Source organism: Pseudomonas brassicacearum (assembly GCF_003732175.1).
Classification (GTDB): Bacteria; Pseudomonadota; Gammaproteobacteria; order Pseudomonadales; family Pseudomonadaceae; genus Aquipseudomonas; species Aquipseudomonas brassicacearum_G.
Genome location: NZ_MOBI01000020.1, coordinates 364344 through 385639, shown reverse-complemented (window position 1 = coordinate 385639; position 21296 = coordinate 364344). Strand labels below are relative to the sequence as shown.

The following is a 21296-nucleotide window of genomic DNA, read 5'->3' as shown; positions in this document are numbered from 1 at the left end:
CCGACAGCACTGCCTGCTGATTTGTAAATTCAGGTGGTGCTTAAGCTGCATCGATCAGCTCTCGGAAGAAGTGATTGAGTCGTGACTGGCTTCAGCCGCCAGCTTCAATCGGTCAGCTTTGCAAATGTATTTAGACTTGCTTTTCGGTGCCAATTTGGCGCTGGCCTTTTTGGCGTTAGCCTTTAATAACTGATTTATTTTTTTACGACGATTCATCTTTTCTACTCGGTTTGTACGTTTTCGAATGATATCAGCTTAAATATTGGGCCAGAGCCTTGTGGTGTGCATGTGAGCGCTTTTGACCGTTATCTGCCCGAAGCGCTCGACTATCGGTCCAGCAAAGGTGCCAGTAGGGCACACATGCCACGCCAGTGCGAACCCTCCCAGTAAATCCGTTGGCAGGCGTCACAGCGCACGAAGTGCGAATAGAGGGCGCCAACGCGTGGCGGAACTAGCGGACGGGCCAGTTCCGGGCTGATTTCGTGCAGCGGCAGGTTGCAATGCAGGCACAGGCTGAAGGGCCGTGCGCTACGCGCCAGGTCTAGGCGCTCGTACACCTCGCGCAGCTGCAGCGACGGTTTCAGGGCATGCACGTAACAGCCATGGCTGATGATCCGGCGCTTGAGCAGTTCGCGGTCGCGGGTTAGCACGATGCGTCCTTGCTGCGCAGCGATCTCGGCGATCTCGCCATCCTCGAAGCGATTGTCGTAGAGGGTGTCGAAGCCGCTCATGCGCAGCAGGTTGGCCAGCCCGCCAAGGTGCGCATCAGCGACGAAGCGCAGCACCCGTAAAGGTTGCGCACGAACCTTAAGCAGCGGGCTGATGTCCAGCGTTTCGAACTTGGGATACACCGCCAGCCGGTCACCGTCGAAGATCACCCGCTCGAAGCCCACCGACTCGCCGTTGAGCAGTACCAGTTCGACCTCGGTGTGCGGTATCCCGAGCGCCTCGATCATGTGCTTGACCGTCGCCCCTCGCGCGCACTCGCAGGTAAAGGACTGCCGCCGCCGTTCGGCCGGCAGGAAATCGTTGAGCTCCTCGTAGAAGCGGAAGGTTGCACGGGTCATGCTGAACAGTATGGCAGGGCTGCAGGATGAGCGAGTCCAGTCCGGAGATCTTCTCCGGCAGGCACTCATAGATGCGTCTGCAACTGGCGGATCTCAGTTGCACGCTGTGTCAGGTGCTCGATCATTTCGGCCTCAAGGGCCCGCTCGACCAGCCTCTTGATTAGCGAAAATATTGAGAGCAATCGTGGCTTTTTTTGTGTACGAAGAAATGGTAAAGATTCCACAAAATCAGCCGAGACAGACTCAACAGCAAATCGCCATTAATCCGTGTGATTCGGCTATTTGTACCTCACTTCCTCGGATGGTGATCGTCATAATGAAAATAAAAAACAAGCTCGTCCTTGCTTTTGTGTTGGTCGCCTTCATTCCGGTAAGCCTGGTGGCTGTGATATCGGTGCTGAATATACGGGCTCAGGCGGTCGATCAGTTTCTCGATGGCAGCACCCGTGAAATACGCCAGATCGACGGTAATATGCGGCAGTTTTTCGACGGCACACAGCAAAACGTCGATCAAATGGCCACTGATCCTGTATACACATCGATCGCCAGCCTCAAAAACTATCAGTTCGCCGATGCCGCCAGCCAGCCTCTGCCACCGGCTGCCCAGCATGTCATCGATGCGTTCGCGCGTTATGGCGCGATGCACCCGGCCGCCGCAATCCTTTCCATCGGCCTGGAAGATGGCAGCTACGTCAAATGGCCGGACGATCCGCAGCTGTCGAACTACGACCCGCGTTTGCGCCCCTGGTACAAAGCCGCCATGGCCAGCCCCGGCAAAACGGTGCGAACCCCCGCTTACTACTATGACAAGGACGCTGTGGCGCTGGTCGGTAGCGCCAGGGCACTGCTCGATGACGCTGGCAACGCCAAGGGTGTGTTTGTCGTGAGCGTTTCGCTGAAAAACCTCACCGAACTGGTCAAAAGCATCAAGCTCGGCGAAAGCGGCTACGTAATGCTGATCGAGGACGGCACCGTGCTGGTCGACCCGCGTGACGCCGGGCACAGCTTCAAGCAGCTCAAGGACCTGGGCGAGCCCTACGCCAAACTGGCTGCCACCACGCAGGGTTCCACCGAGGTGCAAATCAACGGGGTCAGGTACATGGCCAATATCTGGAAATCGCCCGGCCTTGGTTGGCGCTATGTCGGTTTGATCGAGTATGGCGAAGTCATGGGCGCGGCCACTCGCATGACCTACCTGACGGCGGCTATCGTGGCAGTGCTGGTGCTGCTTTTTGCGCTGCTCGCTGCGGCGTTCGCCAGGGTGATCGTCAAGCCTATCGGCCAGGTCAGCACGGGGTTGCAATCGATTGCCGAGGGCGAGGGCGATCTACGCCGCGATCTCGAGGTGCAGGGCAAGGACGAAACCGCAGAGCTGGCAGGCTGGTTCAACAAGTTTCTCGCCGCGATACGCCAGTTGATACAACGTATCGGTGCAGCATCGACCAACCTGCAGGATGCCTCACGCGTCAACAGCGAGGTGGCCAACAACATGAACCAGGCGGCCGCTCGCCAGCGTGAAGCGGTGGAGTTGGTGTCCACGGCATTCAACGAAATGGTCGCTACCGCCAACGAAGTGGCCCGTTCGTGCAGCACGGCAGCCGACTCCGCCGAGAACGGACACCACCGTGTGGCCGAAGGCAAACAGCAGATCGAGTTGACCACCCAGAACGTCAACCGTCTGGGTCGTCGCTTGACCGAGTCTTCCCAGGCCATGGTGGAGCTGGAAGAAGGCAGCCGCAGCATCAACCAGATTCTGGGCACCATCCGCGCCATCGCCGAGCAGACCAATCTGCTGGCGCTGAACGCGGCGATCGAGGCTGCCAGGGCGGGTGACCAGGGCCGGGGTTTTGCCGTGGTCGCGGATGAGGTCAGGGCCCTGGCCAAGCGCACGTCCGACTCCACCGGGGAAATCGACCAGTTGCTCAACACGCTCGGCAGCAAGACCCAGGAAGTTTCGCAGAAGATGGAGAGTTGCCTGGACCTGTCGCGTGCCAGTGTGTCCTCGATCGAGAGCGCACGTGACAGCTTTGAAGGCATCCAGTTGTCGGTCAATGAAATCAGGGATCAGAACCTGCAGATATCGGCGGCGGCGGAAGAGCAGCACAGTGTGGCCGAAGAGATCAATCGGCATATCCAGCAGATCTACGACGAGGCGCGGCTGGTCGAAAGCCTGGCCAGCTCTGCGCAAGAAGACTCAGGCCGGCTTTCGCACCTCTCGAATGAACTGAACGGACTGGTGGGGCGCTTCAAGTCGTAGAGGCATTGTGCGGTTGTAGTAGGTCAACCCGTGTGTACTCCGTCCGATAGTCAGCCGGATCGCCGCTGCGATGCGCAACACCGTGAGGCAGTCCATCCAGAGCGTCTATTGTGTGAGTGACCGGGTTTGGCTGTTATATAGCTGATGCAAAAGCCAGTAAACCCGTTGGCAGGCGTCGCAGCGCACGACTCCGCTCAGAACTGGCCAGCAAACGTATCGTCTGCCTGCACATTCCCGTTGATTGTGAGTACATGGAACCGTTCCACGGTCACTCAGGCAACCCGGCCAACCGCAGTCCATCGAAGAAGCGCGTGAAATCCTCGGGCCGTTGGATGGGCAGCCAGTCTTTCAGGTTGGAGAGGCGCAAAGTGGGATCCAGCTCGCGTAGACGCTGCATCGCCAACCTCGCTTTATCCATTCGTCCACTGAGGGCGTGACTGGCCGCCACCAGAGCCACCGGGGGCAGGAAACTGGGCAGGTTGCCCAAGCCCTTTTCCGCCCAGTCCGTCGCGAGATCGAAGCGCCCGGCGAAGAAATGCGCGAGCGCCATTCCGACCTGCATCCTGAACATTTCCGGATCCAGCGGACTCAAGCGAACGGCATGGGTCAGATGCTCGATGGCGGCGTCCGTTTCACCATGCAGTGCGCGCAGGATACCGCCCAGGAACCAGGCAGGGGCGAGGTTTGGATTGAGCAGGCGTGCCCTGTCGAGCAAGGCAATGCCGCCGTCAACATCACCGGCGAGATGGCTTAACGCATGTCCACCTCGCGTCAACGCGACCGCATCATCCCGGCCAAGCGTTACCGCCAGACGCGCCAGCCGTACGCCCTCGGCGATCTCTTGCGTCCGATCGGTCATCCAGCCATTCAGCTTGCGCCAGAAGTGACACCAGGCTGCCATGCCATAAGCCGATGCAAATTCCGGATCGAGATCGATAGCCTTGTAGAACAATGGCAGCGCCTGGTCGATGGCTTCACGGGTGCCGTTGTGCAGTTTTGCCATTGCGCGCAGATAGTAGTCGTAGGCGTCCAGGCTTTCCGTGGGTTTTCGTTTGGCGCGTTCGATTTCTGCCCGTTCAAGTTGCGGCGCAATGGCACCGACGACGCTTTCGGTGATTTGATCCTGCAGCTCGAAGATGTCGTTGAGCGCGCCTTCGAAGCGTTCCGCCCAGATATGTGTCCCGTTCGTCGCGTCGATGAGCTGGCCGGTGATGCGTACCTTGTTCCCGCACTTGCGCACACTGCCTTCCAGCACGTAGCGAACGCCCAGTTCCTGGCTGACGCCCTTGGCGTCCACCGTCCGCCCCTTGTAGGTGAAGCTCGAATTACGCGCGATGACGAACAGCCAGCGGATACGCGACAGGGCAGCGATGAGATCTTCCACGATGCCGTCAGCGAAATATTCCTGCTCCGGATCGCCGCTCAAATTCTGGAAGGGCAAGACGGTAATCGAGGGTTTGTCCGGGAGGACGAGCGAGGAGGAGGGTATTTCCTTCGGAGCTGTGGGTGAGCGTTCGTCGATGGCAGGCCGGTCAGGCTGCTGCGCTTCGCCGATCCCGCCGACCTTGATCTGGCCGACGAAGCGGTAGCCCTTGCGGGCGACGGTGCGCACCAGGCGCTGTTCTTCACCGGTATCGCCAATGGCCTTGCGCACCGCATTGATGTGGCTGGTGATCGTCGACTCCGAGACGACCCGGCCGTTCCACACCGCCTTGAGCAGGTCGTCTTTGCTGACGACGCGATCGGGGTTGTTGACGAACAGCAGCAATAGATCGAAAACCTGCGGCCCGACGGCCACGACTTGCCCGCGCAAGGTGAGTTCCCGGCGTTCCTCATCGAGCAAGTAGTCTTCAAAAACGAATGGCAAAGTGAGGATCCCCCGGTGACGCGCCCTCAACTCCGTGTCCCAGGCGGCTGGCGATTAGTATTTGATATTGATGATACGGCAGCGCTAAACCCGCCGCACCGTCTGCGGCAGAGACGACGTCGGACTGCGGCGTCTTTGGACGTAAAACCAAGCTTTCGTGGAGGGGAATCCACAGCAGGCACAAGGACTTCGTTCACGGGTGCAGGCAATCTCCCCTTACACCGACGCAATGGTTGCAGTCGATACGTGGAGAAAGCCCATGAAGATCGTCGTCATCGGAGGCTCCGGCCTCATCGGATCGAAACTTGTGAAAAACCTCCGCGAGCGCGGCCATGACGTGCTCGCAGCCAGCCCCAGCACGGGCGTAAACAGCATCACCCGCGAGGGCCTGGCCCAGGCGATGGATGGTGCTGACATCGTCGTCGACGTGGCGAACGCTCCGTCGTGGGAGGACCAGGCCGTCCTCGAGTTTTTCGAAACGTCGAGCCGTAACCTGCTGGCCGCCGAAGCAGCTGCCGGGGTTCGGCATCACGTTGCACTGTCGATTGTCGGGAGCGAACGGCTTCCCGAGAACGGTTATTTCCGGGCCAAGGTCGCACAGGAAAGCCTTATCAAGGCATCCGGCATTCCTTACTCCATTTTGCGTGCCACGCAGTTCTTCGAATTTGTCGGCGGCATTGCCCATTCGTTTACCGTCGGCGAAGAGCTTTGCGTTTCGCCGGCGCTGATCCAGCCGATGGCATCCGACGACGTGGTGGCGGCACTTACCGACATCGTGCTTGCAGCGCCGGTGAATGGCACCGTCGAAGTCGCGGGGCCCGAGGCCATGCCGCTCGACGAGCTGATCAGGCGCTTTCTGCGGGCCACTCAGGATACTCGCCAGGTCGTACCGGACGTACACGCGCGCTACTACGGCGCCGTGCTTGACGATCAATCGCTGACACCCGGCAAGAACCCGCGCCTGGGCGCGATCCGTTTCGAAGATTGGCTCAGCCAGTCAATGGCCGAAGCGGGCCGCTGAGGCCTCCAGGGATAACTCAGGAAGGCGTCGCCCCGGTAATGGGGCGCGCCGTCATAACGCCTACCCACGAAGGAGTATTGCCATGGTTACCCGATTTCTCTTAGCCGCTGCTTTCGCAGTACTGTCGATCAGCACAGCGTCGGCCACTGAGCCGCCCGCCGGCAAGGTGACAGTCGTGTTTGACCGTCCCATTCCGAACATTCCTGGCAAGAGCATGAAGGGTGTGGTCGTCGAGTATGGGCCGGGCGCCGCATCGCCGTCCCACACCCATCCGAAATCGGCCTTCATCTATGCAACGGTCCTCGAGGGCGCGTTTCGCATCAAAGTCAAAGGCCAGCCGGAGAAGATCTACCATGCCGGCGAAAACTTCGTAGAGGAGCCGGGTTCCGTGCACGAAGTCAGCGCCAACGCCAGCGCCACCGAACCTGCACGCCTGTTGGCCGTGTTCGTCCTCGACACCGATGAAAAGACGCTCGTCACACCTATCAAAAAGTGAGCCGATCAACGCGCTCATAAATGCTCGACAGCCGGGCGGCAGGCCACCGCCGCCCTGGGGCTGCTGCAGTGCATGGCATTGAACGGGAAATGAAAAAATGAACTCGCTCCAGGACAAGGCCGCCATTGCTTCCAGTGCAAGCGCCGAGACCCCCGTCGTAGTGGCTCGGCAAAGCAAGCGCAAGATATTCGGCATACTGCTGTGCGTTGGCGCCGTGGTGGTCGTGGCTGCCTGGGGGGCCATGGCTGTTTCGAGCAGCTCAACCTTGACCGATAACGCTTATGTTCGTGGTGACGTGACCTCACTCGCCGCCAAGGTGGCCGGCTACGTCACGGCGGTAGAGGTCGAGGACAACCAAACCGTCCAGGCGGGTGACATCCTGTTCCGTATCGATGACCGGGACTATCGCGCCAAGCTTGCGCAAGCGGAGGCTAATGTCAGCGCTGCCCATGCGCGCCTGATCCATGTTGATGCGCAGACCCAGCTTCAGCGTGCGCTGATTCGGCAGGCTGAAGCCCAAAGACGTTCGGCCACCGCCGATATGAATCTTGCGACCAAGACCCATGATCGCAGCCGCAAACTGATCGTCAGCAACGCGGTGAGCCAAGCCCTGGTCGATGAAACCGACACGGCGCGGTCCAGAGCCGAAGCGTCGGTATCGGCCGCTTCGGCAACGGTTGAGGCGCAACAGCAACACATCGCCGTCTATGCGGCCGAGAGAGAGGCTGCCGTGGCTGCCGTGTCGCAAGCACAGGCTGCACGTGATCTCGCCCAGATTGATCTCGACAACACCATTGTCCGCGCGCCTGTGGGTGGCGTCGTCGGAAATCGCCAGGTTCGTATCGGCCGGCTCGTGACGCCGGGCGTTGCCTTGCTCGATATCGTGCAGGTCAATGATGTGTGGGTCGTGGCGAACTTCAAGGAAACCCAGCTCGAACATATCCGCCCCGGTCAGCACGTGCGCATCACGGTCGATGGCTACCCTGACGCGGTACTTGAAGGCGTGGTCGATAGCTTTGCACCGGGGAGTGGGGCGGCGTTCAGCTTGCTGCCGCCCGACAACGCAACCGGAAACTTTGTCCGTGTCGTGCAGCGGGTTCCGGTCAAGATCCGGCTGGCCAACAATCCACTGCCGGGGCGCATCGTGCCTGGCTTGTCCGTGCGGGTGGAGGTGACGCAAGGGAAAGGCTCATGAACACCTTTGCCAGCGCCACGCCGAGCAGCGCCAAGGCTACGACGGGCGCCTTGCTCATCGTGGGCATCGTGCTGGCCACGCTGACGGAAGCGATCGCCGGCACCGTTCTATCGATCGGGCGCGGCCATATCATCGGTGACACCTACGCAACACCTGATGAGTTTGCCTGGCTGGACGTCGGCTACACCGCGCTAAAGCTGATCGGCTTCATCATGGCTCCATGGCTGATGCAGCGTTTTACTGCGCGTAACCTGATCATCGGTTCAACCCTGGCCATGGGTCTGGCGTGCTGCATCGCCGCCATCACCGCTCGGCTGGACCTGCTGATCGCGCTTCGCATCATTCAAGGCTTCGCTGGCGGCACCCTGCTGGTGGCGGGCCAGACGATGATTTTTCGTGCCTGGCCGCGTGCCCTTCAGCCGATCCTTCAAGCCGTGTTTGCCATGGGCTCCGTGGTCGCGCCGGCGACTCTCGCCCCGGCCCTTCAAGGGTGGTTGATCGACAGCCAGTCCTGGACCTGGATTTTCTTCAGTGTGGTGCCGCTGGCCCTGGCGGCAACCGGCCTTTTGCTCATCGCAGACCACCCCATGCCCGCCAAGGGCCGGCAGCGTCCCTTTGACTGGCTTGGCTTCTCCCTGATCTCGACCACCCTGTTCTGTGTCACCTACGTCCTCAGCCAGGGCAGCCGATGGGACTGGTACGAGGAACCTCGGATCCTGATGTCGACGATGATCGGTACAGCCGCGTTGCTGGCATTTTTCGGCCAACAAACGTTGGCCAAAGGTCAGGGATTGCTCGATTTCACGGTGTTCAAATCGAGCGATTTTACCTTTGCCTTTATCGTCAGTTTTGTCGCCGGTGCCGCCTTGTTCGGCAGTGCGTTTTTGATTCCGGCGTTCGCCTTGTCAGTGCTTGCGTTCACGCCGACTGATGCCGGTTTGCTCCTGCTGCCCAGTGGTGTTTTTTTTGTTGGCTCGCTGCTCATCGCTGCCTTTCTCATCAAAGTCCGTCGCGTTCCACCGGTTGCGACAGTGCCCTTTGGCATCCTGTTGATCATGGGGGCGATGTGGATGCTGTCCGGTTCCACCAGCGAAAGCGGCACCGACGACATGATGGCGGCCATCCTGTTGCGTGGCCTGGGCCTTGGCTTCCTGTTTCTGTCGATCACGCTGATCGCCTTCAGCGACCTCAACAGCCGCAACCTCGCCAGTGGCATTGGCCTGTTCAATACGGGACGTCAATTGGGCGGCTTAATGGGCGTCGCCGGGCTCCAAACCCTGATCGATCATCACATCGTCATCAATGTCGCGGCACTCGGCGCCAACGTCACCCCAGGGGGAAATGCCGTCATCGAACGGCTGACGACCATCACGGCGATGCTGGTGGGGAAGGGGATGGATCAAGCAGCCGCTGACCGGGCAGCGACCAGCCTGCTGGGCAAGGTCGTGTCAGGTCAAGCCACGGTGATTGCTTTCGATACCGCGTTCTACGCAGTGGCCCTGCTGTTTGTGGTCGCCGCGCCTATGCTGGTCGGCATCAAGATTGGTCTGGCGCGCCATGCGAAAGCGCGCGCTGCGCAAACTGGCGCGTGAGACGCGATACACCAGCCGTCGGGCTTTGGATCAAGGCGTTTTGCGAGTAGGGATTAGGTGGACGCGCCATCCTCGAAGCCATTAGCAGGGAGCTGATGTCCAGCGCTTCGAACTTGGGATACACCGCCAACCGGTCACCGTCGAAGATCACCCGCTCGAAGCCCACCGACTTGCCATTGAGCTGCACCAGTTCGACCTCGGTATCCCGAGCGCCTCGATCATGCGCTCGACCGTCGCCCCTCGCGCGCGCACGCAGGTAATGGACTGCCGCCACCGTTCGTCCGCCAGGTTCGGTAACCCTTATTGACAGAAAAATGCATCAGGAGAATACTCGGCCAATATTCATATATATGACTAGATAACAAGGTGAATAAAGTCGATGAATTCCCTGTCCAGTGACGTCCGCCTACCGCTTTATCAACGCCTGCGTGATCAGTTGGCTGAACAGATTGCCAACAATCGTTGGCGTCCGGGGGAGGCCATTCCGACTGAAGCTGCGCTTTCAGCGGAGTACAAACTGTCCACGGGCACCGTGCGCAAAGCGGTCGACGCGCTGGTCAGTGAGGGCGTTCTGGAGCGTCAGCAAGGTCGAGGCACCTTCGTTCGTCGGCCTCAGTTTCAATCTTCGCTTTTCCGGTTCTTCCGCTTCCAGACCGCAGCGGGTGAACGCCAGGTCCCAGAGAGTCGCATCCTGTCTATTGAACCGGTGGCCGCACCCTCGGCGGTGGCCCAGGCGTTAGGGCTGCCAATCGACGCGCCGGTCATTCGCATTGTCCGCGTTCGTCTTCTGGATGTTCAGCCGGTACTTGCCGAAGAAATCTGGCTGCCTCGCAGCCGGTTTCAGCCGCTGCTGGAGATCGATCTGAATCGAAAAGGGCCATTGCTTTACCCAATTTACGAAGAGGTCTGCGGTCAGGTCGTCGCCTCTGCCGAAGAAGCACTCACCGCCGAGTCTGTAAATGACGTGCATGCGCGATTATTGAAAATACCGGTCAACAGTCCCGTGGTGGTGATCGAGCGTCTGGCGCGTGACTACGCCGGTACGCCTCTGGAGTGGCGGCGCTCCCGTGGGCACGCCGAGCATTTCCGTTACAGCGTGGACATTCGCTAGCGCATTGCCTGCATAGCGGATTGCTCACCGGCGAATCGATCGCTGCCGGATTCATCGTTTTGTTTGCCATGACTGGCCTCGTAGCGGCGCGGTTCGCTCTCGGCTGCCTCATGTTCCACCTATAAGGATAAGAAATCATGTTCAGCTGGTATCGCCAAGTCACTCCTCGGGAGCGCAAAACGTTTTGGGCCTGCTTCGGTGGATGGTCGCTGGACGCACTGGAAGTACAAATGTTCGGCCTGGCAATTCCGGCGTTAATTGCCGCCTTCGCCCTGACCAAGGGCGATGCCGGGCTGATTAGCGGCGTCACGCTAGTCACTTCGGCCATCGGCGGTTGGGTAGGGGGGACGTTGTCCGACCGCTACGGCCGGGTGCGCACGTTGCAGTGGATGATCTTGTGGTTCTCCTTCTTCACCTTTCTGTCCGCCTTCGTCACCGGGTTCCAGCAGTTGCTGATCGTCAAGGCGCTGCAAGGCTTCGGCATTGGCGGTGAGTGGGCTGCCGGCGCGGTACTGATGGCCGAAACCATCAACCCGAAATACCGCGGCAAAGTGATGGGCACCGTACAAAGTGCCTGGGCCGTAGGTTGGGGCGTGGCGGTCGGGGTTTTTGCGTTGATTTATTCGTTCGTACCGCAAGACATGGCCTGGCGTGTGATGTTCATCGTTGGCTTGTTGCCGGCGCTCCTGATCATCTGGGTACGGCGCAATGTCGAGGAGCCCGACAGCTTCCAGCGTCTGCAAAAAGAACACGCCATCGCGCAAAGTTTTTTCAAATCCCTGGCCGGTATTTTCCGCCCTGAACTGATCCGCGTGACACTGTTCGGCGGGCTGTTGGGCCTGGGCGCACACGGCGGCTACCACGCCGTGATGACGTGGCTGCCGACCTTCCTCAAGACCGAACGCAACCTGTCGGTGCTGAACTCTGGCGGCTACCTTGCCGTGATCATCTTTGCCTTCTGGTGTGGCTGTGTCGTCAGCGGATTCTTGATCGACCGTATTGGCCGCCGCAAAAATATCGTGCTGTTCGCCCTGTGCTGCGTCGTTACCGTGCAGTGCTACGTGTTCCTGCCCCTGACCAATACCCAAATGCTATTCCTCGGCTTTCCGCTCGGCTTCTTCGCGGCGGGTATTCCGGCCAGCCTCGGCGCGCTGTTCAACGAGCTGTACCCGGCAGACGTGCGCGGCGCTGGCGTGGGGTTTTGCTACAACTTCGGCCGAGTGCTCTCGGCGGTATTCCCGTTTCTGGTCGGCCATATGAGCGATTCCATGTCACTGGGCTCGGCCATTGGCATCGACGCCGGGATCGCTTACGGCGTGGCCGTTATCGCTGCCCTTTGCCTGCCGGAAACACGTGGTCGCAGTCTCGACGCTGCAATCCCATCCGTCCCGGTGCAAGGCAGCGAGAGCGCCCGGGCGTGATGATCATTACTTGCGATAGATAAAACCCATGTCTGATACCTGTTCAACATCGATCACTGGCATCGACTCCCATGCTCATGTCTTTAGCCGAGGGCTGAAGCTGGCCGCTAAACGGCGCTACGCCCCTGACTACGATGCCACGCTTGCGGAGTATCTGAATCACCTGGGCGCCCATGGTTTGAGTCACGGCGTATTGGTGCAGCCGAGCTTTCTGGGCATCGACAACAGCTACCTGCTGGCGGCGCTGAGGCAAGTGCCGGAGCAGTTGCGAGGAGTGGTCGTGCTAGAGCCAGGCGTTAGTCGTGCCCTGTTGAATGACATGGCTCACATAGGTGTGGTCGGCGTTCGCTTGAACCTGATGGGCAAGGCGTTACCTGATTTTCGCAATCGCGCCTGGAGAGAATTTTTCAACCACATCGCTGATCTTGACTGGCATGTCGAATTGCATCGGGAGGTCGAGGATCTGCCGGCACTGATCCATCAATTGACGCCGTTCGGTTTGAAGCTGGTTATTGACCACTTCGGCCGGCCGGATGCCAGTTTGGGAATTGATCAGCCAGGGTTTTGCGAGTTGCTGGAATTGGGGGCGAGAGGGTCGATCTGGATGAAGGTATCGGGAATTTATCGTTTGGGAGGTACGCCGCAACAAAACATCAATTTCGCCCGATCGGCATTACCACTGTTGGAGCAAAGTTTCGGCCTCCACCAACTGGTATGGGGCAGCGACTGGCCACACACGCAGCATGAGGAAAGCATCGGTTTCGACACAGTAATCGATCAGCGGCAAGCCTTGGAGTGTTCGATGCAACTTAGCCATTCGTTGCTCGTGCAAGCACCTCAAAGGTTATTCGGTTTTGCAAAACGCGAAGGCTGAAGCTCACCCACGCATTTGCAGATGACCATTCATCCTACCCACGTTTAACCAAAACTTGCAGAAAGCCTGAAATGCGACGTTGCAGTCAAACCTCTCGTGTCGCATCGAGAGGTTCTGCGCAAGAGCAGCCTATTACAATTACAAGAGAGCGGTTTCCATGAACAAGCCATCCACTACTGACATTGAAAAATCGACCATGCGCAAGTTAGGGGTTCGCTTGATCCCCTTTCTCGTACTCTGTTATTTCATCGCCTACATTGATCGCGTCAATATCGGCTTCGCTGCACTGACCATGAACCAGGACATCGGCCTGACGGCCAGTGCCTTCGGATTCGGTGCCACGCTGTTTTTCGTCGCTTATGTACTTTGCGAAATGCCCAGCAACATGGCCATGGAGCGTTTCGGTGCCCGCCGGTGGATCGCGCGCATCATGATCACCTGGGGCATCGTCGGTTTCTGTTCGGCATTTGCGGTCGGGCCGATATCCTATTCGATTTCCCGGTTCCTCTTGGGTGCAGCCGAAGCCGGTTTCTTTCCCGGCGTCATTCTTTACCTCACGCAATGCATCCCCAAAGCGTACATGGCTCGAATCGTTGCGCTATTCATGGTGGCGATACCACTCTCCAACTTTCTCGGCTCACCGGTGTCGGCACTGCTGTTGCAATTAGACGGTCTGGCAGGTTTCAAGGGATGGCAGTGGTTGCTGATGCTTGAAGCCATTCCCGCCATCACCCTGGGATTGCTCGCGCTGAACGTGTTGCCAAATCGACCAAGCGAAGCGAAATGGTTGACTCAGCAGGAACAGGATTGGCTAGGCGAGCAACTGACTAACGATAAGGCCGCGCGCGAAAGTGGCATTCCTCAACACGCTCACAGCATAAGCGGCACCCTCAAGGCCGTGTTTACCAACAAATATGTATGGGTGCTTTCGATTATCTACATGGGCAGTTCGGCAACCAGCAACACGCTGTCGTTGTGGATGCCGCAGATCCTGAAATCCTTCCATCTGACCAACATGCAAACGGGGCTGCTGAACATGATTCCGTTCGGCATGGCCGCAGCGTTCATGATTTTCTGGGGACTGCGTGCAGACAAGAGCGGGGAGCGGATCAAGAGCACTGCTATTCCGCTGGCCATTACTGCGGTGAGCTTCGCTGCCACGCTGTTCACGGACTCCCTGACCATTACGCTGGTACTGCTGACGCTCGTATTGATGGGTAACTATGCGATCAAGGGGCCGTTCTGGGCACTTTGCTCCGAATCCCTGCCGCCAGCGACTTTGGCCACAGGGATTGCAGCGATCAATACCTTTGCCCACCTGGGTACGGGCGCCATGAGTTCGGTGATCGGTGTACTGCGTGATCAGACCGGGAGCTTTCCAATTGCACTGATGCCGCTCTGCATCGTGACCGCTATCGGTTCGCTATTGGTGTTTATTATTGGCAAACAGAACGATCGTGCGAAGCAAATCGCTACGGTCGGCAGCTGATCCATTGCTTCTGAGGAGGCTCGAAATTGGCGAGCCTCCTCGTTGCGCATGATCCAGTGTTCGACATTCGGCGTTGAATCAGGCTGGGCATTATCCATGGTAATGAAAGGCCAGTACCATGACGGCCACGCCTTTTCCGGTACTAACGCTCGAACCGGCAGAATACCGATGAATCGTTCTTCAAGGAGATATCCATGGCATCAGGGCAATGTCTTTGCGGGGCTGTACGCTTTTCCCTCGGGGTTGAACCACGATTTTTTATCGATGCCATTGCACCTTATGTCGCAAGCAAACCGGGGTCGGCCATAATCTCGCCACAGTGGTCAAAGCTCGCGACTTTCGATGGGAAGAAGGGTTAGGTGCGATCACAAGTTGGCGCAAATCCAGCGGGTACAGAAATGACTTTTGCTCACGATGTGGCTCGACTGTGCCTAATGCTCTTCGCGAGATGCCTTACTTCTGGATTCCGCTTGGACTTCTCGATGGCGAACTGAGCATGGAGTGTGTTGGAGATTTCTGCACTGATGACGCTATGCCATGGGATGAACAACGCTCGGAAAAAAATCATCGCTCAACCCCGGATTCACTTGGATTTCTTCTGCAGGAGCTCCAGGTCGACAATGATTGATTCAGGAGCTTGGTTGGCATAGGGACGAATGGGTAGCCTGGCCCAAACTCGGTTCACCACCGTCCGCTATAGGCTGTGGATTCAATCTGTTGCATCGACCGGTTGAGCCCACAACCCGTACCGGCCTGTAGCCGGCAGATATTTACCCAGCGAACCGTTAAGGGATATTTGGGATTAATTATGACGTAGCATGGCTACATGATAATCAGCTTCCGATTTTATCGGGAATGACAGTCGGGCCACTGAAAGGAATAATGTTTGGCTACCCCATCACCTGCTCACACTCTGCGTGCACTGTCCGATCTTGATTACTATGACAGCAGGTCGGTTCCGCTCCCTGTTGAAATCACCACTCTTGACGCTTGGAACATCATGACGGCCGAACCGGGACTGCTCATGCGGCTAGCTTTCCGAACGAGGGACGCGATTTCCTCGTTATTCGGCGTGAAGCGGGTCGACGGGTTCTCCGGCGCCAGGCGAGAGACAGTACACGCTGGCGAACAACTGTATTTCTTTCTGGTGGAACATAGTGCTCCCGACATGCTGGTTCTGACCGAACGTGACCGGCATCTGGATGTCATGATTTGCCTTTCGATAACAGATCGTGTGTTCACGATCACCTCATCTGTCGTAACGCATAACGTCTTTGGGCGCATCTACATGTTGCCCGTAGGTCTAGCCCATAAGCTGATCGTCAATAGTGATCTCAGGCGACTGAAACGAAAGCTTGAAGGGAAGTAGATTTTGGTTGTTTCAGCTTTCCTCATTTCGCGCCGAACAGCATCGTCCAATAGACGCCGTTGTCACTACGCGAGTTCGCGGCATAGGCCGCGCCAACCTGGGTAAACATCGGGTTCATCAGATTGGCGCAATGCCCGGGGCTGGCCAGCCAGCCTTCCATAGCCTTGCCCGGCGAACGCTGCCCGGCGGCGATGTTTTCTCCGATCTGCCGGCCACCGTAGCCGGCAGCCTTCGCTCGGTCCCACGGCATATCACCGTTGGGGTCCTGGTGCGCGAAGTAATTGTCGTTGGCCATCGCCCGGCTGTGCCCCTGCGCCGCTGTCCCCAGGGCGGCATTCCAGGTCAGCGGCGGTGCAGCGGCGAAGCGCTGACGACCACACAGGCGCGGTTTCGCCCGTGCCGCGTTGACTTGTGCCAGCAACGTCTTGCCCGCCGCTCGCGGGTCGTCCAGATGCCCATCGAGCAAAGGCCGCGCCAGCACCACCTGCCATTCACTCTCGTCGCGATACACGCCAATATCGGCGAACTGGGTATCGAGCAGGGCCCCACAGTAGCGGCTCTGGAGCATGTCAAAGGCCTCCTCGGCATCTTCAGCGTCGACCAGACGGATAGTCCGCACAGACACCGCCTGATAGCCGGAATCCTTCAACATCTCCCGCGTAACGCCTCCATAGCCGATCGGCAAGGCCAGGTGAGACTTCAGAGCCAGCGGCGTCAAGGCTTGGACCGTGCGCCCCGCGCAGCGCTGCGGTTGGGCGCGGTAGTCGTTGATGTCCTCCACCAGTTGCCTTTCCCCGCCGGCATGGGCGGGACTGGCGAACAGGGGGAGCAAAGGAATAAGGCAGAACGAGAAAACGCAGGAGGAGCGAACGGTCTGGCGCATGAGGCGGGCAGCTCTGATGGGATGACGACGGTAATGGCGATAGTTGGCTGAGGAATGACCGCAGAGCGTTTCGCTGTATTGGCTCGCAAATGGATTCCAAGGCTGGGCTAAGACTGTGGGCCTCAACACAAGTTTCACGAGCAAAGGGGGGAATTTATTGTTGGAGTCGTGCGTCGGCTCCTGGCCGTTTACCGTTACTCGGGATCGACAACCAGCCCGGATCGCTGCGCTGTTTCGCCGACCCGATCAGATGTGAAAATACCTGGTCTAGCGCCAGGCTTTTCTACTGTGTGCAGGGCTCGGATGGAATGAGGGCGACCAGATCCGTATCACCTATGTCGACACCCGCTTGTGAAAGCAAGGTAGTCACTTGTCCGCGGTGATGCGTCTGGTGGTTGAAGAAATGCATGATCAAACCATAAAAGCTCCTGTCAGCGGGTATTCCCTTCATGCTTGTGTAATTGAGGGTGTGATCTAGATCTGATTCTGCAATGGAGCGAGACCACTCGACAATTTTCTGGTCGAGCCACACTCGATGTGCCGACAGTTCTCGGATATTCGAGAACAGCAACTGGTCGAGGCTTTTGAGGGCAGGAAGCTGCTGAATCGGTTCCAGAGCCAAGTAGTTCGCTGGGTGCTTGGCGAATCGCTTTAGCCAGACCGTGTCGCCGGCCACCAGGTGGTTCAACGTCCCGAGAATTGAACCAAAGAATGCTTTCCTGTCCACTGAGAGCTCTTCATCTGACAGGCTTCTGGCTGCCTCATAAATCTTTGCGTTCATCCACTCGTTATAGGTCGCCATCAGGCGGATATGACTGGTTCGGTTCATCGTGCTCATCCTTTCAATGAATACTTTATAAGCGATCCACGCTCATCTAAAGCCTAACGAGACAAAACTTATCTATGGCGCTTTACGGATACGCTCGTATTTCCGGCAACGATCAGGATTTCGTACTGCAAGAAAAAACCTTACATGAAGCAGGCTGTGATGGGGTTCATGCCAATTGGCTAACTAAGTTCGCCGATCTTTTAGAATACGAATGTCCTCGGGCGTGGCCAGTGGGTATCCGGTGGGCATTAGGCTACTACAAAAACCGTTGGTCAGTTCTCAATGCAAGCCAACAGGCAAGAGGCTATTTTTGTGACCGGGTCGGTAAAATGACGGGAGCAATTATCAAGAATAGTTGAAGCGATAATTTGAGCCGGACCCAATGACGTTGATTTCAGGATGGATCTTGATTAAGGCGCGGGGGCATCGTTCAGTCGATGTGTATCCAGACTTTTAGTCTGGAACGCAAAACCGGCCACCTTTAGCGTGTTAAGGAGAACACAGATGGCAATCAGCCAAGTACTCGAAACACCAGATAAGACACCCCTCGTCGAAGCTGAGGTGTACCGTTGGTATAATCTCTTCTTTCCGTGGTCACGCGGCGTGTCTTCCAAGTCGGAAGGCGCCATCAAGCCCTTGTACGATGCGCTGGCGAGCGAGTTCCGAGTGGTGCTCACGGATGGTCGGATCATGGGGCGGGCGGACTACTGGGAGCGACTCTGGGACCTGCACGGGAAGCGTGCTGGAAGCCCCGAATCGCACATCATCAATCTCTCGATCACACCCCTTCCAGGGGACTTCTTCCTGACGGTATTCGATCTCGTCAAGGACGGAATTACCAAGAAGAAAATCGATTCGGCGCTCATGCGCATCGACCGCACCTCTCCATCGGGAGTCTCGTGGTTTTACGTCCACGAAAGCGAGCACGAGAGGTCGTTCACGTGAGTCGCTCATTTCCCATTCAGTACACTGGGAAGAAGGGGAAGAAGGGGGCAGATTTATTTTTCATTGCTGTCGAAGCTGAGAAATAAGTCTGTCCCCTGTTCAGAATCTCGACCGACTAACCCGCAAGTGCCGCTTCGATTGCCGCGATGTCTATCTTGGTCATTGTCATCATGGCGTCGAAAGCGCGCTTGGCCGCTGCTGGATCGGGATCGATAATCGCGGCGGTCAAGGCGCGGGGCGTGATCTGCCACGACAGGCCCCACTTGTCCTTGCACCAGCCACATACGCTTTCCTGGCCGCCGTTTGTGACAATCGCGTTCCACAAGCGGTCAGTTTCGGCCTGGTCGTCGGTCGCCACCTGGAATGAAAAAGCCTCGTTGTGCTTGATCCCCGGGCCCCCGTTCAACCCGAGGCAAGGGATGCCCATCACCGTGAACTCGACCGTTATTACATCGCCTTGCTTGCCCGCCGGATAGTCGCCAGGCGCGTGATGGACGGCGACGACCGCGCTGTCCGGGAATGTCCGGGCGTAGAACTCTGCAGCATCCTGCGCAGTGCCGTCGTACCAGAGGCAAATCGTGTTTTTGCTGACCATTTTTCTTCTCCTGAATCAGGTCTGATACCTTCATTCCAGCCGCGCAGTCAGCCGGGCTGAACGTTGGTAAATCAACAGGCAAACCCCAAGTATTGTACAAAGCGCTGATTTTTCAAAAATCGGCCAAAGGAGATTTTGATGGCCACGGCACATGTTTTCATCGCCACCAGTCTGGATGGCTTCATCGCCCGACCTGATGGCGATATCGACTGGCTGTTGCAGCGCGATGATCAGACTGAGGATCATGGCTACTCAGCCTTCATCGCCGATAAGGATGTGATCGTCATGGGGCGGGGAAGCTATGAGAAGGCGCTGACCTTCGACACATGGTTCTACGACCGGCCTGTAGTGGTGTTGTCTGAACAGCTGGCCGATTCGGCGGTTCCCGAGGCGCTGAAGGGCAAGCTGCGTTTTTCCAACCTCAAACCCGGGGACGTGATGGAGGAAATGGCCAGGCAAGGCGTGCGTCGGGTCTATGTCGATGGCGGGAAGTTGGTGCAATCATTCCTGCGCGAAGGGTTAGTCGCCGATATGGTGATTACCACTGTTCCTGTGCTGATCGGGTCGGGAAGGCCATTATTCGGGGCCCTTCAGCAGGACATTGATTTGAAACTGGTATCCAGCCGCTGCTTTCCTTCGGGATTGGTGCAGTCCACCTATCGGTTGACCCCATGACTCGCCCGCGTGGACGTTCGGTTCAGTCCTAGGAAACGCCTACAAACATCCGGCGCTCAAGAGAATTTTCCGACAGCTTTTCAAGGTTGCCGGGTGGGAAGGTGTATGGATAACCTCCGGGTGTCGCTGCCAATTCAGCGACCGGGCGTCGCGGCCCGGGTCAATCAAGGCGCATAGCGCCATCATTTCCTTTCAGTCGACGCTTTTTTATCGTCTACTGCTTAGCGTTATGGCGGCTGTGCGCGGGATACCTTCGGGTATGCCGGGTCCTTGATACCCGGTCCGCGAACCTGCGTACAGCTACCACCTCCCATCGCGTCGCGGCGATCGGTGGCGGCTCCACTTATCAAGGAGCTTCACCATGCACAAGGTCACTCCAAATCCACCAGAAACCCCAAGCACTTCCCCTTACGCCTCCACCGACTCCAAAAAGCTCCACGCTGCCGCCGAGCGGGCGTTGGATCACCACCTCAAGCCACCGTTCGACAAGGGCAACCTGCCCGACAAACGTCCCTCCAACATCTTCGCAGTCATCCCCGATCTGGATAACGAAACCCTGCTGGCGCACGCCTCGGAAACCCTGGCGTCGCTGAATGTGCTGGCCAGCGATCTGGCATTCGAGCTGGAAGGCACGCGCCGGCATGTGGCGTTGGCGATACAGCAGATGGTCTCGTTAGGGGAGTTGTTGGTGAATCGGGCGCTGGATAATTTTGATCAGCCGGAGGCGCCGTAGTACCGCGTTGTAGCGAGGCGCTTGCTCACCGGCCGGTCTGCGTTGGGTCGCGACCGGTCGGTGGGTTCAATGCCGGCGCGGTTACCGGCGTTGCGCCGTGGTGCTTATTTCACGGCGTAAAACTTGCGGACATACCGGGTGCTTTGCCAGGCGCACGGTGCGCCTTGCGGTACGAACACGGTGTCGCCGGTGTTGACGGTCAGGCTCGTACCATCGGCTGCTCGCAGGGTGACGCTGCCTTCGATCAGCTGCATCAGCTCGTTGAGTTTATGCGGCCGGCCATGGCGTTCGTAGGGGGTCGAATCCCAGACGCCGACGCGCAGGTCGGTGGTGCTGTCTTCGAAGGCATTGCGTGAGCGGCATTGCGGGGTAGGCCCGATCAGTATTTGCGGTTCTGGCGCGGCCGAAGGGGAGAGCATTGCTAACGGGTCCAGTGCTGTCAGCCCAGGTGTTGGTTCAGCGCTGGGGCTGATGACGGCACAGAATGCCCAGCACGTATCGGCTTGCACCTCGATTCGCAGCGTGGTCCCACGACCGATTACCGCGCTGGCACCGATCCCCAGTTCCAGTGTCTGGCCTTGGGATTGCAGCACGACGCGGCCGGCGTGGACCACGATCACTTCGGTGTGCGGGAAATCATCGATTTCGAGTGATTCGCTTGTATTCACGGTCCCGGCGCAGATGCCATCGGGCCCGGTGTAGGCGACTTGACGGTGTTCCTTGAAGGAATCGGCAGCGCTCAAGGGCGTTGCGTTGACAGACCTGGCGACACGGCTGCCGTCGGCGCGAGCCAACAGAAGAACGGTAGGTTGAGGCATGTGGGTGACGCTCCATGCAAATGGGGTGTGGAGGGTGTTGGATCGCGGCAATTTCTTTG

General features: G+C 58.2%; 21 protein-coding genes and 3 pseudogenes. 16 read left to right on the top strand and 8 right to left on the bottom strand.

Annotated features, from left to right (window positions below; all coding sequences use genetic code 11):
• Positions 1-54: 54 nt before the first annotated feature.
• The gene (locus tag BK658_RS19690; RefSeq protein WP_123583730.1) at positions 55-216 is read right to left on the bottom strand and encodes a DUF2986 domain-containing protein; all 162 of its coding nucleotides are present in this window, start codon (positions 214-216) and stop codon (positions 55-57) included.
• 110 nt (positions 217-326) lie between these two features.
• Complete coding sequence (locus tag BK658_RS19685) at positions 327-1067, bottom strand: Mut7-C RNAse domain-containing protein (RefSeq protein WP_123583729.1); 741 nt, start codon at positions 1065-1067, stop codon at positions 327-329.
• A gap of 208 nt (positions 1068-1275) precedes the next feature.
• Between BK658_RS19685 and BK658_RS30825 the strand changes: the two are divergent.
• Together BK658_RS30825 and BK658_RS30820 are read left to right on the top strand one after the other, a co-directional pair.
• Positions 1276-2469: pseudogene (locus BK658_RS30825) on the top strand (HAMP domain-containing protein); the annotation flags it as partial.
• 87 nt (positions 2470-2556) lie between these two features.
• Entirely contained in the window at positions 2557-3324 is a 768-nt protein-coding gene (locus tag BK658_RS30820; protein WP_404943192.1) for a methyl-accepting chemotaxis protein, read from the top strand.
• Between the two features lie 268 nt (positions 3325-3592).
• On the opposite strand, the gene BK658_RS19675 is transcribed toward BK658_RS30820, so the two are convergent.
• The gene (locus BK658_RS19675) at positions 3593-5191 is read right to left on the bottom strand and encodes a winged helix-turn-helix domain-containing tetratricopeptide repeat protein (protein WP_123583727.1); all 1599 of its coding nucleotides are present in this window, start codon (positions 5189-5191) and stop codon (positions 3593-3595) included.
• A gap of 259 nt (positions 5192-5450) precedes the next feature.
• Here BK658_RS19675 and BK658_RS19670 point away from each other — a divergent pair, with 259 nt between their 5' ends.
• The 4 genes from BK658_RS19670 (at position 5451) to BK658_RS19655 (ending at position 9495) form a co-directional block, all read left to right on the top strand.
• Complete coding sequence (locus BK658_RS19670) at positions 5451-6212, top strand: SDR family oxidoreductase (protein ID WP_123583726.1); 762 nt, start codon at positions 5451-5453, stop codon at positions 6210-6212.
• A gap of 82 nt (positions 6213-6294) precedes the next feature.
• The gene (locus tag BK658_RS19665; protein ID WP_123583725.1) at positions 6295-6708 is read left to right on the top strand and encodes a cupin domain-containing protein; all 414 of its coding nucleotides are present in this window, start codon (positions 6295-6297) and stop codon (positions 6706-6708) included.
• 97 nt (positions 6709-6805) lie between these two features.
• The gene (locus BK658_RS19660) at positions 6806-7903 is read left to right on the top strand and encodes an HlyD family secretion protein (RefSeq protein ID WP_123583724.1); all 1098 of its coding nucleotides are present in this window, start codon (positions 6806-6808) and stop codon (positions 7901-7903) included.
• The gene (locus BK658_RS19655; protein WP_123583723.1) at positions 7900-9495 is read left to right on the top strand and encodes a DHA2 family efflux MFS transporter permease subunit; all 1596 of its coding nucleotides are present in this window, start codon (positions 7900-7902) and stop codon (positions 9493-9495) included. Before BK658_RS19660 ends, BK658_RS19655 begins: the two co-directional genes overlap by 4 nt.
• 82 nt (positions 9496-9577) lie before the next feature.
• Here BK658_RS19655 and BK658_RS19650 read toward each other — a convergent pair.
• Positions 9578-9783 (bottom strand): annotated as a pseudogene (locus tag BK658_RS19650) (ubiquitin family protein); the annotation flags it as partial.
• A gap of 91 nt (positions 9784-9874) precedes the next feature.
• Here BK658_RS19650 and BK658_RS19645 point away from each other — a divergent pair.
• The 6 genes from BK658_RS19645 (at position 9875) to BK658_RS19620 (ending at position 15759) form a co-directional block, all read left to right on the top strand.
• Positions 9875-10606 carry a GntR family transcriptional regulator gene (locus tag BK658_RS19645; protein WP_123583722.1) on the top strand — a complete coding sequence of 244 codons (732 nt, stop codon included), beginning with the start codon at positions 9875-9877 and terminating at the stop codon, positions 10604-10606.
• Positions 10607-10743: 137 nt separating this feature from the next.
• Positions 10744-12027, top strand: a complete 1284-nt coding sequence (locus BK658_RS19640; RefSeq protein ID WP_123583721.1) for an MFS transporter — start codon at positions 10744-10746, stop codon at positions 12025-12027.
• A gap of 28 nt (positions 12028-12055) precedes the next feature.
• Positions 12056-12901 (top strand): amidohydrolase family protein, encoded by an 846-nt coding sequence (locus tag BK658_RS19635; RefSeq protein ID WP_123583720.1) that lies wholly within the window; start codon positions 12056-12058, stop codon positions 12899-12901.
• A gap of 157 nt (positions 12902-13058) precedes the next feature.
• Positions 13059-14390, top strand: a complete 1332-nt coding sequence (locus BK658_RS19630; protein WP_123583719.1) for an MFS transporter — start codon at positions 13059-13061, stop codon at positions 14388-14390.
• A gap of 319 nt (positions 14391-14709) precedes the next feature.
• Positions 14710-15018, top strand: a complete 309-nt coding sequence (locus tag BK658_RS19625; protein ID WP_259740108.1) for a GFA family protein — start codon at positions 14710-14712, stop codon at positions 15016-15018.
• A gap of 258 nt (positions 15019-15276) precedes the next feature.
• Positions 15277-15759, top strand: coding sequence for a DUF2867 domain-containing protein (locus BK658_RS19620; RefSeq protein WP_123583718.1), 483 nt, complete (start codon positions 15277-15279; stop codon positions 15757-15759).
• Between the two features lie 22 nt (positions 15760-15781).
• On the opposite strand, the gene BK658_RS19615 is transcribed toward BK658_RS19620, so the two are convergent.
• The gene (locus tag BK658_RS19615; RefSeq protein ID WP_123583717.1) at positions 15782-16642 is read right to left on the bottom strand and encodes a CAP domain-containing protein; all 861 of its coding nucleotides are present in this window, start codon (positions 16640-16642) and stop codon (positions 15782-15784) included.
• Positions 16643-16925: 283 nt separating this feature from the next.
• Positions 16926-17471, bottom strand: coding sequence for a DinB family protein (locus tag BK658_RS19610; protein ID WP_123583716.1), 546 nt, complete (start codon positions 17469-17471; stop codon positions 16926-16928).
• Between the two features lie 74 nt (positions 17472-17545).
• Between BK658_RS19610 and BK658_RS30605 the strand changes: the two are divergent.
• Positions 17546-17644: pseudogene (locus tag BK658_RS30605) on the top strand (recombinase family protein); the annotation flags it as partial.
• Positions 17645-17975: 331 nt separating this feature from the next.
• Positions 17976-18416, top strand: a complete 441-nt coding sequence (locus tag BK658_RS19600) for a hypothetical protein (protein ID WP_123583715.1) — start codon at positions 17976-17978, stop codon at positions 18414-18416.
• A 115-nt stretch (positions 18417-18531) separates the two neighbouring features.
• Here the strand turns inward: BK658_RS19600 and BK658_RS19595 are convergent, their stop codons facing one another.
• The gene (locus BK658_RS19595) at positions 18532-19011 is read right to left on the bottom strand and encodes a VOC family protein (RefSeq protein WP_123583714.1); all 480 of its coding nucleotides are present in this window, start codon (positions 19009-19011) and stop codon (positions 18532-18534) included.
• Positions 19012-19149: 138 nt separating this feature from the next.
• On the opposite strand from BK658_RS19595, the gene BK658_RS19590 reads away from it, so the two are divergent.
• Both BK658_RS19590 and BK658_RS19585 read left to right on the top strand, forming a co-directional pair.
• The gene (locus BK658_RS19590; RefSeq protein WP_123583713.1) at positions 19150-19686 is read left to right on the top strand and encodes a dihydrofolate reductase family protein; all 537 of its coding nucleotides are present in this window, start codon (positions 19150-19152) and stop codon (positions 19684-19686) included.
• A 361-nt stretch (positions 19687-20047) separates the two neighbouring features.
• Positions 20048-20419, top strand: coding sequence for a DUF6124 family protein (locus BK658_RS19585; RefSeq protein ID WP_123583712.1), 372 nt, complete (start codon positions 20048-20050; stop codon positions 20417-20419).
• A 104-nt stretch (positions 20420-20523) separates the two neighbouring features.
• Here BK658_RS19585 and BK658_RS19580 read toward each other — a convergent pair whose 3' ends face one another.
• On the bottom strand, positions 20524-21237 hold the full coding sequence (locus BK658_RS19580) for a cupin domain-containing protein (protein WP_123583711.1): 714 nt from the start codon (positions 21235-21237) through the stop codon (positions 20524-20526).
• Between the last annotated feature and the right edge of the window lie 59 nt (positions 21238-21296).